13 protein-coding genes are annotated in these 14,495 nt (G+C 59.6%); 7 read left to right on the forward strand and 6 right to left on the reverse strand.

Annotated elements, in window-relative coordinates; genetic code table 11:
- Positions 1 to 254 precede the first annotated feature (254 nt).
- The 7 genes from ACYSMN_RS00065 (at position 255) to ACYSMN_RS00095 (ending at position 7,795) form a co-directional block, all read left to right on the forward strand.
- Entirely contained in the window at positions 255 to 1,229 is a 975-nt protein-coding gene (locus ACYSMN_RS00065; protein WP_488921781.1) for an arginase, read from the forward strand.
- A 706-nt stretch (positions 1,230 to 1,935) separates the two neighbouring features.
- Complete coding sequence (gene argS, locus ACYSMN_RS00070) at positions 1,936 to 3,729, forward strand: arginine--tRNA ligase (RefSeq protein ID WP_488921782.1); 1,794 nt, start codon at positions 1,936 to 1,938, stop codon at positions 3,727 to 3,729.
- Between the two features lie 258 nt (positions 3,730 to 3,987).
- Positions 3,988 to 4,569: an LOG family protein gene (locus tag ACYSMN_RS00075; RefSeq protein WP_488921783.1), complete on the forward strand. Its 582-nt coding sequence runs from the start codon at positions 3,988 to 3,990 to the stop codon at positions 4,567 to 4,569.
- A 73-nt stretch (positions 4,570 to 4,642) separates the two neighbouring features.
- Positions 4,643 to 5,224, forward strand: coding sequence for a glutathione peroxidase (locus ACYSMN_RS00080; protein ID WP_488921784.1), 582 nt, complete (start codon positions 4,643 to 4,645; stop codon positions 5,222 to 5,224).
- A 129-nt stretch (positions 5,225 to 5,353) separates the two neighbouring features.
- Positions 5,354 to 6,022 carry an HAD family hydrolase gene (locus ACYSMN_RS00085; protein WP_488921785.1) on the forward strand — a complete coding sequence of 223 codons (669 nt, stop codon included), beginning with the start codon at positions 5,354 to 5,356 and terminating at the stop codon, positions 6,020 to 6,022.
- A 153-nt stretch (positions 6,023 to 6,175) separates the two neighbouring features.
- Positions 6,176 to 7,111, forward strand: a complete 936-nt coding sequence (locus ACYSMN_RS00090; protein WP_488921786.1) for a 1,4-dihydroxy-2-naphthoate polyprenyltransferase — start codon at positions 6,176 to 6,178, stop codon at positions 7,109 to 7,111.
- 117 nt (positions 7,112 to 7,228) lie between these two features.
- A complete protein-coding gene (locus ACYSMN_RS00095) occupies positions 7,229 to 7,795 on the forward strand; it encodes an RNA 2'-phosphotransferase (RefSeq protein ID WP_488921787.1) in 567 nt (188 codons plus the stop codon).
- A 123-nt stretch (positions 7,796 to 7,918) separates the two neighbouring features.
- On the opposite strand, the gene ACYSMN_RS00100 is transcribed toward ACYSMN_RS00095, so the two are convergent.
- The 6 genes from ACYSMN_RS00100 to ACYSMN_RS00125 form a co-directional block, all read right to left on the reverse strand.
- A complete protein-coding gene (locus tag ACYSMN_RS00100; protein ID WP_488921788.1) occupies positions 7,919 to 8,518 on the reverse strand; it encodes a Uma2 family endonuclease in 600 nt (199 codons plus the stop codon).
- A 125-nt stretch (positions 8,519 to 8,643) separates the two neighbouring features.
- Positions 8,644 to 10,224 carry a DEAD/DEAH box helicase gene (locus ACYSMN_RS00105; protein WP_488922164.1) on the reverse strand — a complete coding sequence of 527 codons (1,581 nt, stop codon included), beginning with the start codon at positions 10,222 to 10,224 and terminating at the stop codon, positions 8,644 to 8,646.
- Between the two features lie 324 nt (positions 10,225 to 10,548).
- Positions 10,549 to 11,100, reverse strand: a complete 552-nt coding sequence (locus tag ACYSMN_RS00110; RefSeq protein WP_488921789.1) for a hypothetical protein — start codon at positions 11,098 to 11,100, stop codon at positions 10,549 to 10,551.
- Positions 11,101 to 11,108: 8 nt separating this feature from the next.
- Complete coding sequence (locus ACYSMN_RS00115) at positions 11,109 to 11,564, reverse strand: hypothetical protein (RefSeq protein ID WP_488921790.1); 456 nt, start codon at positions 11,562 to 11,564, stop codon at positions 11,109 to 11,111.
- A gap of 134 nt (positions 11,565 to 11,698) precedes the next feature.
- On the reverse strand, positions 11,699 to 12,337 hold the full coding sequence (locus ACYSMN_RS00120; protein ID WP_488921791.1) for a response regulator: 639 nt from the start codon (positions 12,335 to 12,337) through the stop codon (positions 11,699 to 11,701).
- 36 nt (positions 12,338 to 12,373) lie between these two features.
- Positions 12,374 to 14,422: a tetratricopeptide repeat-containing sensor histidine kinase gene (locus tag ACYSMN_RS00125; RefSeq protein ID WP_488921792.1), complete on the reverse strand. Its 2,049-nt coding sequence runs from the start codon at positions 14,420 to 14,422 to the stop codon at positions 12,374 to 12,376.
- Between the last annotated feature and the right edge of the window lie 73 nt (positions 14,423 to 14,495).

Consider the following 14,495-nt stretch of genomic DNA (forward strand, 5'->3'; position numbering starts at 1 on the left):
TTTCAGCTAGAAGACCTTCGCAAGGTCAGGATGACAGCCGCAAAAAAGGCAAGCTCACTCTTCAGCTTGACGATTTCTTAACACGACAGCTTTTGTCGAACTTGCGGCTGCAAAGATACCCCCTCGCGGGGGTTTTGGTTATGCTCTGTTCGTTGGTTGCGCCGGAAGGTCCGCGCGCGTCAAGCCTAGCCCGGCCCCACCCTGGTAATCGGCAAGCATCGGAACCACTCTAACCTCTTTCCTGCCAATGTAATATGCGACGCATCAAGCTTCTGGAAGTTCGCTCCGAGCTGGGAGCCGGAACGCGGGGCGCCAGTATGGGCGTGGACGCCCTCAAGGTGGCCTGCCTCAACAAAGGGTCCGACTACTTCCGCCGGTTCAACTCGGTGAGCGTGCCAGACCTGAACCAAGTGCTTTTCGACCGGAATCATTTTCCGAAAGCCAAGCACATCGATTCCATTTATACGGTGCAAAAAGGCATTGCCAACGCCGTAGAACAAACCCTGCGTTTCGGCGAGTTCCCGTTGGTACTGGCCGGCGACCACAGCAACGCCTCGGCCACCATTGCGGGCATCAAGGCGGCGTATCCGCACAAAACGCTCGGCGTGGTGTGGATTGATGCCCACGCCGATATTCACTCGCCCTACACTACGCCCTCCGGCAACATGCACGGTATGCCGCTGGCTATCAGCCTCGGCGACGACAACCTGGAGTGCCAGCGCAACCAGCCCGACCCCGAAACCGAATTTTTCTGGCGCCGCCTGAAAGACCTGGGCGAGCCCGGCCCCAAAATCACGGGTGAGCATCTGGTGTACGTAGTGGTGCGCGATACGGAGGGCGAGGAAGACGCCATTATTGAGCGCCTAGGCATCAAGAATTACAAGCTCGACGAGGTGAAGGCCAAAGGCACCCGCCACGTGGCGCGCGAGATTTACGAGCGCCTGCGCTTCTGCGACATGGTCTACATCAGCTTCGACGTGGACTCGCTGGACTCACGCTTCTCGAAAGGCACCGGCACGCCCGTAGAAGAAGGCCTGAACGTGGAAGAAGCCATCAGCCTCTGCCGCGCCCTGCTCGACAACGACCGGGTGGTGTGCTTCGAGATGGTGGAAATCAACCCCACCCTCGACAACATGAACACCATGGCCACCAACGCCTTCGACATCCTGGAAGCCGCCACCGACGCCATCCAGAACCGGCTGCGCATGGAAGAAGTGGTGAGCCGGTAGCGCGGAAATCTGTTCCGCGCATGAGCAAAGCGAGTATCCGGTAATATGCCAGCTAGGCACAGTAGCGCGAAGCTCCCGCTTCGCGCCTCGTTGCTGACGTTGAACGACCCGTGTGGGGAACAACGATTATCGTTCAACGATACGCGAAGCCGGAGCTTCGCGCTACTTTCCGCAGTGCCCAGAGCAAGTACCGGGTTGAATACCGCTCGGTGCCGAGGGCCGCGCCCGCTAAACGTCTCACGGCGCACACCGCTACCGTCTGAACGCCCATAAAACGTTTTACAGAGCACTTGTTTTGCGCAAGATGCTCTGTAAAACGTTCCGCGGACCATCTTGCGCAAAACAAGTGCTCTGTGGAACGTTCCGCAGGACACTTTGCCTAAAACAAATGCCTTGCGGAACGTTCCGCGGACCATTCTGCCTAAACCAAGTGCTCCGCGGAAGCCGCCGGGTACGCAAACTCCTTGGAACAGGCGCGCCGAAACTGGGCTTTTGCCTTCCTTGGGTTCGTCCTACCTTTGCGGCGGCTGGCGGCCCAGTGCGGCAAGCTGGCTTTTCTTGATGAGACTGATTTTTTCAACCCGCGCGCAACGACGACTGTAGCGTAAGTCCCGGCCCTTGGCGCCCGGCTTACGCTACGTCCGTTTCCGCTGGTTTCCTAAAAATCAATTCGCCGAAGCTTCCCGGCTTCCTTTTCGCATTTTCCGTGCAACAACTCGAACAGACCCTCAAAGCCGCCCTCGGCGCGGCCATTCAACACGTTTTCGGCGCCGAGGTGGCGTCTGCGCAGCTCACTTTGCAGGCCACGCGCAAAGAATTCGCGGGCCAGTTTACGCTCGTTACGTTTCCGTTTACCAAAACCCTGGGCAAGGGTCCCGAGCAGATTGGGCAGGGAATGGGGGAGTGGCTGGTGGCCAATGAGCCGCTCGTGAAGGGCTACAACGTGGTGAAAGGCTTCCTGAACCTGGAAATAGCCGATGCCGAGTGGGTGCGCGTGTTTGAGGAACTGCGCCAGCAACCGGCCGGCACGCCCATGGCCACCGGCGGCCCACAAAACGTGGTGGTGGAATATTCCTCGCCCAACACCAACAAGCCCCTGCACCTGGGCCACCTGCGCAACAACTTCCTCGGTTACTCGGTGGCCGAGATTTTCAAAGCTACCGGCGCCACCGTCAGCAAGGTGAACCTGGTCAATGACCGGGGCATTCACATCTGCAAGTCCATGCTGGCTTACCAGCAGTACGGCCACGGCGAGACGCCACAGGAAGCCGGCATGAAGGGTGACCATCTCATTGGCAAGTATTACGTGCTGTTTGAGAAGCACTACCGTGAGCAGGTGAAGCAACTCGAAACCGAGGGTGTGCTGCCCGACGTGGCCAAGCGCCAGGCCCCCATGATGCTCGAAGCGCAGGACATGCTGCGGGCCTGGGAAGCCAACGACGAGGAAGTAGTAAGCCTCTGGCGCCAAATGAACGGCTGGGTGTACGAGGGCTTCACCGAAACCTACCAGACCATCGGCGTTGATTTCGACCAATTTTACTACGAATCCGGCACCTACCTGCTAGGTAAAGAGCGGGTGGAAGAAGGCTTGCAGAAAGGCGTTTTCTTTCGCAAAGACGATGGCTCGGTGTGGGTGGATCTGAAGGAAGAAGGCCTCGACGAGAAGCTGCTGCTCCGCGCCGATGGCACCTCCGTTTACATCACGCAGGACCTGGGTACGGCCGAACTGAAGTACCAAGATTTCCACTACGACCTGTCGGTGTACATCATTGCCGACGAGCAGAACTACCACATGCAGGTGCTGAAGGCGGTGCTCCAGAAGCTGGAGAAGCCCTACGCCGACGCCATCTACCACCTCAGCTACGGCATGGTAGATCTGCCTTCGGGCAAGATGAAATCACGCGAGGGTACCGTAGTAGATGCCGACGAGCTGGTGCGCGAAGTGGTAGAAGCCGCCAAAGCCGCGACGCTCGAAAAAGGCAAAACCGAGGGTCTCACCGACGAGCAGGCCGCCGAACTCTACCACATGCTGGGCCTGGGCGCGCTGAAGTACTACCTGCTGAAAGTGGACCCCAAGAAGCGGATGCTTTTCAACCCCGAAGAATCCGTGAGCCTGGAAGGCCACACCGGTCCGTTCATTCAGTACTCCCACGCCCGGATTTCGGCCATTCGCCGCAAGGCCGCCGAGCTAGGCATCTCGGAAGACGCGCCGCTCACGGGCATCACGGAGCTGCACGACACCGAGCGGGAACTGGTGCAGGAGCTGGCCCGCTACGCCGCCGTGGTAGCCGAAGCGGCCCGCACCCAGTCGCCGGCCGTGGTGGCACAGTATGCTTATGATGTGGCCAAGGCCTACAACCGGGTGTACACGGAAGTAGAGATTTTCCGCGAAGCCGACGCCACCAAGAAAGCCTTTCGCGTGGCGCTGTCGGCCCAAACGGCTCGGGCCATCAAAGCCAGTATGCAGCTGCTCGGCATCCAGGTGCCGGAGCGGATGTAAGATTAATTTCGGATTTAAAGCGGTTGCCAGGCCTGCGAACCCCTCCCCCATCCCCTCCCCTCCGGGAGAGGGGTGCGTTCAACGACTTATTTGTCGACTGGCACCCCTCTCCCGGAGGGGAGGGGTTCAACGGCTGGTTGTACTCTTACACACCCGAGAACTGCTCTATGTACCCGAAGTATCAACTGGCGCGGCGTCTTCTTTAAGCATGACTTTGGTTGATACTTCGGCTTTTCTCACAATTTCAGCCACTTACTAATGAAGAGTGTTGCCGTGTATTGCGGTTCCAGCAGCGGAACCAACGAGGTGTATACCCAGCAAGCCCAGGAAATGGGGCGGGTGCTGGCTGAGCGCGGCCTGACGCTGGTGTACGGCGGTGGCCGCGTAGGGCTGATGGGCGCCATTGCCGACAGCGTGCTGCAACACGGCGGCCGGGCCATCGGCGTCATTCCCGATTTTCTGGTGGCCAAGGAAGTGGAGCACAAGGGCCTCACGGAGCTGCACGTGGTGAAATCCATGCACGAGCGGAAGCTGCTGATGGCCGAGCTGGCCGAAGGCTTCGTGGCCATGCCCGGTGGCTACGGCACCCTGGAAGAGCTGTTTGAGGTGCTGACCTGGGGCCAGCTCGGCCTGCACCAAAAGCCCGTGGCGCTACTCAACGTGCAAGGCTTCTACGACCACCTGCTCCGCGCCCTCGACCACATAGTAGAGGAGGGCCTACTGCGCCACGAAAACCACCAGCAGCTCCTACACCACCCCGAGCCCGCCGCGCTACTCGACCAAATGGCCGCCTGGCAGCCGATTCCCGTGGAAAAGTGGCTCACCCCTCGCACGACGTAACGGTGAAGCGAGAAGCCCGAACATTGCGTGCGTCCTTCGGTTTGTCTCAAACTCTTCCCTTCAACTCAGTTTCATGAAAACGTTTGTACTGCTTGGAGTACTGGCTGCGGCCGGCGCTCTTGCTGCTTTTTCTTCCAACCCTGTCCCGACCATGACCACCGAAACTACCGCCACGGCTGCTGGCACCGTCTACGACTTCACCGTGAAAAGCATTGATGGCAAAGACGTGAAACTGAGCCAGTACAAAGGTAAAAAGCTGCTCATCGTGAATACGGCGTCGGAGTGCGGCTACACCCCGCAGTACAAGGAACTGGAGGAACTCTACAAGAAGCACGGCGACAAAGTGGTGGTACTCGGTTTCCCGGCCAACAATTTCGGTGGGCAGGAGCCGGGCACCAACGAGCAGATTTCCACTTTCTGCGAGAAGAACTACGGCGTCACGTTTCCGCTGTTTTCCAAGGTGTCGGTGAAGGGCGACGATACCGCGCCGCTCTACAAGTTCCTGGCCGATAAGACCAAGAACGGAACCGTGAACGACGCGCCATCCTGGAATTTCTGCAAGTATCTCGTCGATGAGCAGGGCCACGTGGTGGCGTTTTACCCGTCGAAGGTGAAGCCCATGAGCGAGGAATTGGTGGCCGCCATTCTCAAATAAGCTGACCAGCACTGCTAGCGGCAGCCTGCCCCGTTTGTGTCGCGTGCGGCGCGAAGGGAGCAGGCTGTTTTTTTGGCAATGGTGGGCCGTTGGTTGGCTACCTTCGTATCTGCAACCAATTCAGCTAGCATGATACGCACCGTTATTTTCGACATGGATGGCGTCATTGTCGATACGGAACCCGTGCACCGTTATGCCTACTTTCGGCATTTCGAGGAGCTGGGAATAGAGGTGTCGGATGAGGCGTATGCCGAGTTCACGGGCCGTTCTACGCGCAACATCTACCAGCAACTCAAAGAACGACACAACCTGCCGCATCCGGTGGAGGAGCTCATGCATAGCAAGCGGGAGTTCTTCAACCGTGCCTTCGACGAAAAGCCCGACTTAGACCTACTCGATGGCGTGCGCCGTCTTATTGAAGACCTGCACCAACACGATATAGAGCTGCTTCTGGCCTCCTCCGCTTCCTATGCCACCATCGACCGGGTGATGCGGCGATTCACGCTGGGTTCCTATTTCTCCCATCTCGTAAGCGGGGAAGATTTCCCCAAGTCGAAACCCGATCCGGCTATTTTCGAGCACGCCGCTTCGCTCGCCACGTCGCCGAAAAACCAGTGCATCGTCATCGAAGATTCCACCAACGGCGTGACGGCCGCCAAAGCGGCGGGGCTGTACTGCATTGGGTACAGCAGTGTGCATTCGCCCCTGCAAGACCTAAGCCACGCCGACCTGGTAGTGGGGCATTTTGCAGAGCTGACGGCCGAGCGTATTGCGGTACTCACGCCATCTACAGTGTAGCATGCAGGCTCACAATCATCTTCTTGAATCCTCCTGGCAGGCGTTGTAAGTAATCGTTCGAAAAACAGGTTGTTTATTGTGGGTCTGTCAAGATTAAAGACGCCAACAACGAAACACTAAGCATTACCAACTAAGCACTAACAGTAATCTACAATGGCTTCTTCTGCCACTCCTTCCGCTTCTATCAGTCCGGCCAAAGCTTGGGTGTCGGCGTTTCGGCCGCGTACGTTGCCGCTGGCGTTGGCCAGTATCATGGCCGGCGGCTTTCTAGCGGCCAGCCACGGGCAGTTTCGGGGCGTGGTGGTGGGCCTGGCGGCTCTCACTACCATCCTGCTGCAAATCCTGAGCAACCTCGCCAACGACTATGGCGACTCGCAGAACGGTGCCGACAGCGTGTACCGCGAAGGGCCGCAACGGGCCGTGCAAAGTGGGGCCATCACGCCGCAGCAGATGAAGCGGGGCATGACGCTCTTCGGGCTGCTCTCCTTCGTCAGCGGCCTGGCCCTGCTGTGGGTGGCGCTGGGCACGGCCGGCGCCTGGATTTTTGGGACCTTTCTGGTGCTAGGGCTGTCGGCTATTTGGGCGGCCGTCAACTACACGGCCGGCTCCAAGCCGTACGGCTACGCTGGTTTGGGCGACTTATCGGTGTTCATCTTCTTCGGGCTAGTGGGCGTGTGCGGCACGTACTTTCTGCAAACCCGCACGCTGCCGCTCTCGGTGCTGCTGCCGGCCGCCGCGCTCGGCTGCTTCGCTACGGCGGTGCTCAACGTCAACAACATCCGCGACATCCGCTCCGATGAGCTGGCCGGCAAAATCACGATTCCGGTGCGGCTCGGGCCGGTGCGGGCCCGCCGCTACCACTGGCTGCTGCTGCTGCTCGGCTTCTCGGCGGCGGTGCTCTACGTCACTTTCACCTACCACTCGCCCTGGCAGTGGTTGTTCGTCCTCTCCGCCCCGCTTCTGCTGCGCAACGCCCGCGCCGTGTGGCAGCGCCAAGACTCCATGCAGCTCGACCCGCTCCTCAAGCAAATGGCCCTCACGACGCTCGTGTTTACGCTGCTGTTTGGGGTGGGGCAGGTGGTAGGGTAGAAGTCTAGTCTGAAAGCCATTCCCTGTCAGCCTGAGGCGCTAGCCGAAGGACCCTACGTAAAACGAGACCTTGTTACGGCCGTCGTTTTAGCACTCAGATTTCAAGCAAAACCTACTATGCTATCCGAAAAAGAAACCACCAGCCTAACCAAACTTCTCAGCCTGGTTTTGCGCCACGACCCGGCCCACTTAGGCTTGACACTCGACCCGCACGGCTGGGTGGAGGTGGAAACGCTGCTCGCGCAAGCCCAGGCGCACCACGTGCCACTGACGCGGGAAAAGCTAGCGTACATAGTGGAAACCAGCCCCAAGCAACGTTTTCGTTTCAGCGACGACCAACGCCGCATCCGCGCCAGCCAAGGCCATTCGGTGGAAGTACAGCTAGGCTACGAGCCGGTGGCGCCGCCGGAGTTCCTCTACCACGGCACCGCCATCCAGAACCAAGCCCAGATTGCGGCGCAAGGGCTGCAAAAGATGAGCCGCCAGCAAGTGCATCTGAGCGCCGACGTGGCAACCGCCCTCACGGTTGGCCGCCGGCATGGCCGCCCAGTGGTTTTTCTGGTCGAAGCGGGCCGTATGCAGCAGGAAGGATTTCTCTTTTACCGCGCCGACAATGGCGTCTGGCTGACTGATGAAGTGCCGGCTGGTTATTTGCGCGTGCTGGAAGATGCCAGCAAAGGCTAGTTACGAATGTCATTCCGACCAGCGGGAGGAATCTGGGTTACCCACATAAGAATAACTCAGATTCCTCCCTCCGATCGGAATGACAGGCAGGTGGTGGGAATGACACGCGGGCGTGAAACGGCGCTATATACCCTCAAACACCTCTTCCCAAGCCACACTTAAACCGGGCAGCGTATGCACCGGAATGAGGCCGGGCGTATAGAACTCGCCTTGTAGCTGGTAGCGGCCATTCTGCAATACGTGTACGGATATGCTTTTCTCACCTGGAAAGACTATCCAATATTCCGGCACGCCATTCTCCTCGTAGAGGTCGAATTTATCTTTGATATCTTGGGTCACGTTTCCGGGAGAGAGGATTTCAATAATCCAATCCGGCGCGCCCAGACAGCCTTTTTCGTCTAGCTTGGCTGGATCACAGATGACGCACAAATCCGGCTGTACCACGGTTTGGATGGCCGCCGCGTCGCCATTAGGCGTGGCCTTCGTGAGCCTAACATCGAAAGGAGCATGGTAAACCTCGCATGGCTTGCCGCGCAGGTACTGATGAATAGCCCCAAATAGTTGGCCAGAAACCTTCTGGTGAACCCGCCGTGGTGCCGGGCTCATGCGCCGTACCCGGCCGCGAATAAGCTCCACCCATTCGTCTAGCTGCCACGTCAGGTAATCGGCGTAGGTGTAGGTTTGAGTGGGATCGAGCTGGGAGAAGTGCGTGATGGGCGGCATAAGAGAGCAGGTTAGGAATAGCAAAAGATACGAGAAACCACGGTAGTCGATCCGAAAAAGCTGCTCACTAGGCAAGTAAAAAGCCCCGCTACAAAGGTAGTCGGGGCTCTTTAGGTTGGGGCTTCTTACTCAGCGCTTGGCGTTGCGGCCGATGCTTCGGGGGCTACCGCGCCACCTTCGGAGCGCGGCCCGCGGCCACTGCGGTTGCGGCCGCCCCGCTTGCGGCGGCGCTGGCCTTCCCGTTGCTCACCTTCCGCCCCCGGCTCCGTAGAGGCGGCTTCCCCTTCCGGGCGCGGCGGGCGCGGCGCCCGTGGCTCGCGGCGCGGCCGGCTTTCGCCTTCGGCGCGCTCCTCGCGCGGCGGGCGCTGGTAAGGCTGGGCCGGAGCCTGGCCGGCGTCGAGAGCCGCTAGCGCCGCCTGGGCTTTTACGATTCGCTCCTGCTGCTGCGCGTCAGGCTTGCCGTTGCCAGCTTCCCGGCGAGGGCCTCGGCCGTCACGGCTACTGCCTTCGGAGCGGGGGCCTCGGTCGCGCCCACCACCGCCACCGCCGTGTCGGCCGCCGCGCTCCGGCCGGCCGCCTATTTTGCCGCGCAGACCGCTGAAACGTTTCGGATCGAATTCGGGCGCCGGGCCTAAGCCTAGTTCCTCGGTGATGTTCTGCTTCTCGATTTCGCGCTCAATCAGCTTCTCAATCTTCACCACCCGGTCTTGGTCCTGGTCGGAGATGAAGGTAATGGCGGTGCCTTTGGTGGCCGCGCGGGCCGTGCGGCCAATGCGGTGCACGTAGTCTTCGGCGGCGCGCGGAATGTCGTAGTTCACCACGTGGCTCAGCGAGTCGATGTCGATGCCGCGGCTGAGCACGTCAGTGGCCACGAGAATGGGGAATTGCTTGTTCTTGAACTCGCGCATGATTTGCTCGCGCTCCTCCTGCGTGCGGTCCGACGAAATGCCTTGGGCCACGTAGCCCAGCTTGTTGATAGCCCGCACGATACCACTCACGGCGGCTTTCTGGCTCGTAAACAGCACCATGCTCTGCACTTCCTGCGTCTTGATGAGGTGCTCGAGCAGGTAGATTTTCTGGCGGTCGAAGGCCATGTAAAACTGCTGGTCGATGCCGGCTGCGGGCTTGCTCACGGCCAGCCGGATTTCCTCGGGCTGGTGCAGAATCTGCTGCGAAAACTCGCGGATTTTGTTGGGCATGGTGGCCGAAAACAGCAAGGTCTGCCGCTGCTGCGGCAGTTGCCGCACGATATTGAGAATATCGTCGGAGAAGCCCATGTCCATCATCTTGTCGGCCTCATCGAGCACCAGATATTTCAAGTGCTCAAACTTCACGTAACCCATCTGCATGTGGGCGATGAGGCGGCCGGGCGTGGCAATGATGATGTCGGCGCCGGAGGTGAGGGCGCGCTTCTGCTGCTCCCAGCCTTCGCTTTTGCCACCGCCGTAAATGGCAATGGAGCTGGCTTCCACGAAGTAGCCGAAGCCCGTTACCTGCTCATCAATCTGAGTGGCCAGCTCGCGGGTCGGGACCAGAATGAGGGTGCTGGTATTGCCGTGCTTGGCGTGGGAAATCTTATCGAGCAGCGGCAGCAGGTAGGCAGCCGTTTTGCCGGTGCCGGTCTGGGCGCAGGCAATTAGGTCTTTGCCTTCGATGATTTTGGGAATGGCCTGCTCCTGAATGGGCGTGGCCTGCTGGTAGTTCATGGCGTCCACGCCGGCCAGCAGGTCGTCGTGGAGGTTGAATTCGTGAAACGTCAAGGTTCAGCGAGTTAGAATGATGAAAGGCTGACCTTGGTTTCCTGGTCAGATGGATAGAGTTACAAGCGGCAAGCGGCAAGCCACAAGCATGGCGCCTATAGCTTACGGCTTGCCGCTTCATGCCCAGCAAAGATACGAGAAACGGCGGCGCCGCTCAGATTACGTTTGCGGCGGCAAGTTCTGTTGGCAGGCCAGCAACGCAAGCCGCCGCTTCTGGTCCCGCGCAAACGAGCCAGAAGCGGCGAACAAGGTAAATACAACGCGAGTTAGTTAGCGGCCCAGGTTCAATCCGTAAGCAAAATTGAACGTGAATTCGCCGCTTCCCTGGCTGAAACTCGTAGTGAAGCTGGTACCCAGGTCGAGGTAGTGGCCGTTGCCGATCGGTAGCGCGTAGCCCGCGGCCGGTTCGAAATGAAAGCTGGTGCGGGCATCCTTCACGGCAACGTCAACGCCCAGATTTAAGCCAGTGTGCAAGCCTTTCAACAGGTAGAAGCGTGGCCCTACGGTAAGCGGAATTTGCAGGCCTGTAACCTTTTCGGTGTAGGAGTAATACGAATAGTAGCCGTAATAGTACCGCTTGTAAAAGAATACGTCGAGGCCGGTACGGGCCAACAGGGCGGCGCGCGGGCTGAGCGGGAATTGCAGGCGGGCATCGGCGCCGGTAAGCAGCGTGGTCGAGTTGTACGCACCCACGCCGGGTCCCACTTTCGTGCCGACAAGCAGCAGTTGTTCGCCACCCTGGGCCACGGCGGCCGCAGGCCAGCCCAGCAGCGCGCCCGTCAGCAGTCCGGCTACTGCCAAAAGTTTCTTGATTGCGTGCATACGGCGGCTTATTTACGACCCGTGAAGGCCAACTCCAAGCGTTGTCCCTGCTGGTCGGTTTCGGATACACTCACCGTAAGCGTGTTGCCATCGACCGTGCCTATCGACTGCCCGTTTACCTTCAGCGTGTAGGATGAGCCGGCTTGCTCCACTGTTACCTGGTCAACATCGATGACGTCGTCTTGCTGGCCCGTCGCTCTTAGGGTCAGTTTCAGGGTCACTTGCGCGTCTTGGCCGCTGACTTGCGTAAGGGCCACGGTACCGGAAATGGTGCTGCCGTTGCGGGTAGTGGGGAGCGTGGGCAGGTTGTAAGTGCCGCTGGCGTCGGAGTAGCGGAACGATGAGAGGGTGTAGTTGCCGGCCACGGCCGCGGCGGGCTTGGGGGCGGGGTCGTTTTCCTTGTCTTTTTTGCAGGCCGTCAGGCCCAGCAGCAGCGCGAAGAAGAAAAGCAGCAGCTTATTCATGGCAATAAGGGGGTTGGAGAGTTAGTGGCACCCGATTCCCTGCGAATCGTTGAGGCAAACCTAGCCGTTGCGCCTACCCTGCACCATACCGCATTTGCATGATTTTTAGGGGCTGCCGAGTCCTCGTTGCTCGGTCAGCTCCGCCCCAGATACTTGTTTACCGCGGCCATCTTGGAGTGTACTTGCAGCTTTTCGTAGATGTTGAAGATGTGCTTGCGCACGGTAGTAGGGGCCACTATCAGTTCCTCGGCCACTTCCTTGTGGCTGTAGCCGCGGGCGAGCCGATCCAGAATTTCCCGTTCGCGGGTGGTCAGGGCGGCCACTTCGTGGGAAGCCGCCACTGGGTGAGCCTGAAACGAGCCCACGATTTTGCGGGCAATAGAACTGCTCATGGGCGAGCCGCCTTCGTGCAACTCGGCCAATGCTTCGAGCAGGCGGTAAGGCGGGGTACGTTTAAGAATGAAGCCGTTGGCTCCGGCTTTGAGGGCATCAAATACCGGCTCGTCTTCGTCGTACACCGTGCACATCATAAACTGCGTAGCCGGGCACAGCGGCTTAAGCTGCCGCACGGCCTCAATGCCATTGATGCCCGGCAAGTCGATGTCCATGAGCACGATGTCGGGTGGGGCAGCGGGTAGGGCGGCCAGCGCCGCCTCGGCCGTGGCGTAGGTAGCCGGACACACGAAGCCGGCTGCCCCGCCAATCAGAATGGCCAACGACTGACGGATTTCGTCTTTGTCTTCAACAATAGCAACCGAAATGACGTGGTTCATGCGGCAAAGTGCGCATAAAGTGCGCCTACTGCTATACTACATTTGCAGTATTTTCGGTGGAGCGGCTTTTGCCTTCGTGTCGCGGTAGGGATAAGCGAGGTGCACGCTAGTGCCACCGCCCGGTGCTGGCCCGATGGTGCAGTGCCCGCCGGAGTCGTGCAGGCGGTGGGCCATATTGCGCAGGCCGTTGCGCCCGGCACTACCCGCCGCGGGCGCCGCCAGGCCCTGGCCATCGTCGCTGACTTCCACTTGTAGCGTGCCGTGGGTGGCAGTGAGGCGCAAGAGCACGCGCGTGGCATTGGCGTGCTTTACCACGTTATGCAACGCCTCTTTCACGGCCAGGAAGATGTTGCGCCGGTCGTCGCCGCTGATGCTTACATCCTCGTCGGCTTCGGTCGCTAGCACGCGCAGCGTGAGGGTGGTGTTGTCGAGAAACTCGCGGGCGTACGCCCGGATGTAGGCAATGAGGCCATTGAGACTATCGTTGTGCGCGTTTAACGACCAGATGATCTGGTTCATGTTGCTTACCATTTCTCCCGACAGCTCGGAAATCTTGTGTACTTCGGGCGCGGCGGCCGTATCGGGGCGGGTTTTGAGCACCTCGCTCAGCAGCCCAATCACCGTGAGCGAAGCTCCCAGGTCGTCGTGCATCTCCTTGGCAATACGCACCCGCTCTTTCTGCTGTCCCTGCAACTCGGCCTGCGCCGCCTGCAAGTCCTGCGCCGCCTGTAAGGCCATGAGAGCGTTGGCGTTGGCGCGCTGCTTCTGCCGGAAGTACGAGTACCCTAGCAAGAGCAGGCCGGCCGCCGCGCCCACCACCACGGCGGCCAGCACCAGCCACAGCTGCTGGCGCTGCTGGGCACTGCGCAGACGGTTGATTTGGGCCTGCTTGCCGTTCAGCTTCAGCTGCGCATCCGCTTGCTGCGCTTGTAACTGGTAGCTGGCCAGCAATTCCTTGGTTTCCTGGTTGTCGATGGAATCGGCCACGGCCTCGTAGCGGTCGCGCCAGCGGTAGGCAGCCTCGTAGTTGCGCTGGCCTTCGTAGAGCTGAACGAACCCGCGGTAAATGGCTCGGCGCTCGTCGGGAGCATTGCCATGCTGCCGCACCATCGCCAGTGCCTGCCGCAGCAAGGGCAGCGCCTGCGCATACTCGTGCTGTTCGTTGTAGATGCCAGCCAGGGCATTCAGCTCATGCAGCTCGTCCACGGGGTTGCGCAACTGCCGGCTAAGGTGCAATGCTTGGCGGTGGTAGTAAAAGCTGGAGTCATACAAAACCCGGCGACGCTCTGCCTGGGCGGCCTGGGCTTCGTGCAAGAACATCTGTCCCACGTTGTTATAAACATAAACCAGAATATCATGATCTTGCTGAGCATTCAGGTGCTGCCGAGTCAGGCGGAAATAATGCCTGGCCTGCGGGCCGTTGCGCTGCCGCCAGTAGTTGCTGGCAATGTTGAAGTACGTGACGGCCAAATCGCGGTTGGTGGCCTGGCTTTGCTGTTGGGCTTGCAGGGCTTGGAGCAGCTCGTGCAGGGCTTGGTCGTAGAGCTGCTGCTGCTGGTAGATGACGGCCAGATTGTTGTGAATTACGCTTAGGTTGTACGTTTTGTGTAGCAGGCGCATGTAGTGCCCGGCTCGCTGATACTGCCGCACCGCTTCCGGTAAATTACCTTGTTTCCAAGCCGTTAGGCCAAGGGAAAAGTGGCTTTGGCCCAAGTGATTTTTCGACGTATCCTGCCGCGCCCGCGCCAGGCCGCGCACGGCCAGCGTCTTGGCTTCTTCGTGGCGCCCCAGATTGTTGAGTGTAAACACCAGGTTCCGAGTGCTCGTGAAATACCCATCAGGGTAATGCAGGCTGTCGGCTAGGGTGAAAGCCCGTTGGTAGTAGCGCACGGCGGCGGTCGGTTGCCGGCTTTCCACCGCCTTACCCTGGCGAAGCAAAGCTTCAATACGCGCCGTATCGGCGGCCGTGGCCGCGCCTAACTGGCCCCAGCTTGGTTGGGCAGTCCACAGCAGTGTTGTCAGTACCACCCACCGGGTCACGCAGGCGCGGTGCACAACCTCCCAGCAACTTGAAAAATTCCGCATACGCTCTGCTTATAGCTGCCCACCTACCTCGGGGGCCTTGCTTTGAAAGTAAGCTGATTTCAACAAACGCCAA

It is taken from the genome of Hymenobacter sp. M1-2 (genome assembly GCF_057808495.1).

Bases quoted from the DNA above. Each gene is read 5' to 3' on its own strand.
- ACYSMN_RS00095 (WP_488921787.1), top strand. From the start codon at position 7,229: ATGCTATCCGAAAAAGAAACCACCAGCCTAACCAAACTTCTCAGCCTG.
- ACYSMN_RS00085 (WP_488921785.1), top strand. From the start codon at position 5,354: ATGATACGCACCGTTATTTTCGACATGGATGGCGTCATTGTCGATACG.
- ACYSMN_RS00065 (WP_488921781.1), top strand. From the start codon at position 255: ATGCGACGCATCAAGCTTCTGGAAGTTCGCTCCGAGCTGGGAGCCGGA.
- ACYSMN_RS00090 (WP_488921786.1), top strand. From the start codon at position 6,176: ATGGCTTCTTCTGCCACTCCTTCCGCTTCTATCAGTCCGGCCAAAGCT.
- ACYSMN_RS00100 (WP_488921788.1), bottom strand. From the start codon at position 8,518: ATGCCGCCCATCACGCACTTCTCCCAGCTCGATCCCACTCAAACCTAC.
- ACYSMN_RS00110 (WP_488921789.1), bottom strand. From the start codon at position 11,100: ATGCACGCAATCAAGAAACTTTTGGCAGTAGCCGGACTGCTGACGGGC.
- ACYSMN_RS00105 (WP_488922164.1), bottom strand. From the start codon at position 10,224: ATGAACTACCAGCAGGCCACGCCCATTCAGGAGCAGGCCATTCCCAAA.
- ACYSMN_RS00125 (WP_488921792.1), bottom strand. From the start codon at position 14,422: ATGCGGAATTTTTCAAGTTGCTGGGAGGTTGTGCACCGCGCCTGCGTG.
- ACYSMN_RS00120 (WP_488921791.1), bottom strand. From the start codon at position 12,337: ATGAACCACGTCATTTCGGTTGCTATTGTTGAAGACAAAGACGAAATC.
- ACYSMN_RS00080 (WP_488921784.1), top strand. From the start codon at position 4,643: ATGAAAACGTTTGTACTGCTTGGAGTACTGGCTGCGGCCGGCGCTCTT.
- ACYSMN_RS00115 (WP_488921790.1), bottom strand. From the start codon at position 11,564: ATGAATAAGCTGCTGCTTTTCTTCTTCGCGCTGCTGCTGGGCCTGACG.
- ACYSMN_RS00075 (WP_488921783.1), top strand. From the start codon at position 3,988: ATGAAGAGTGTTGCCGTGTATTGCGGTTCCAGCAGCGGAACCAACGAG.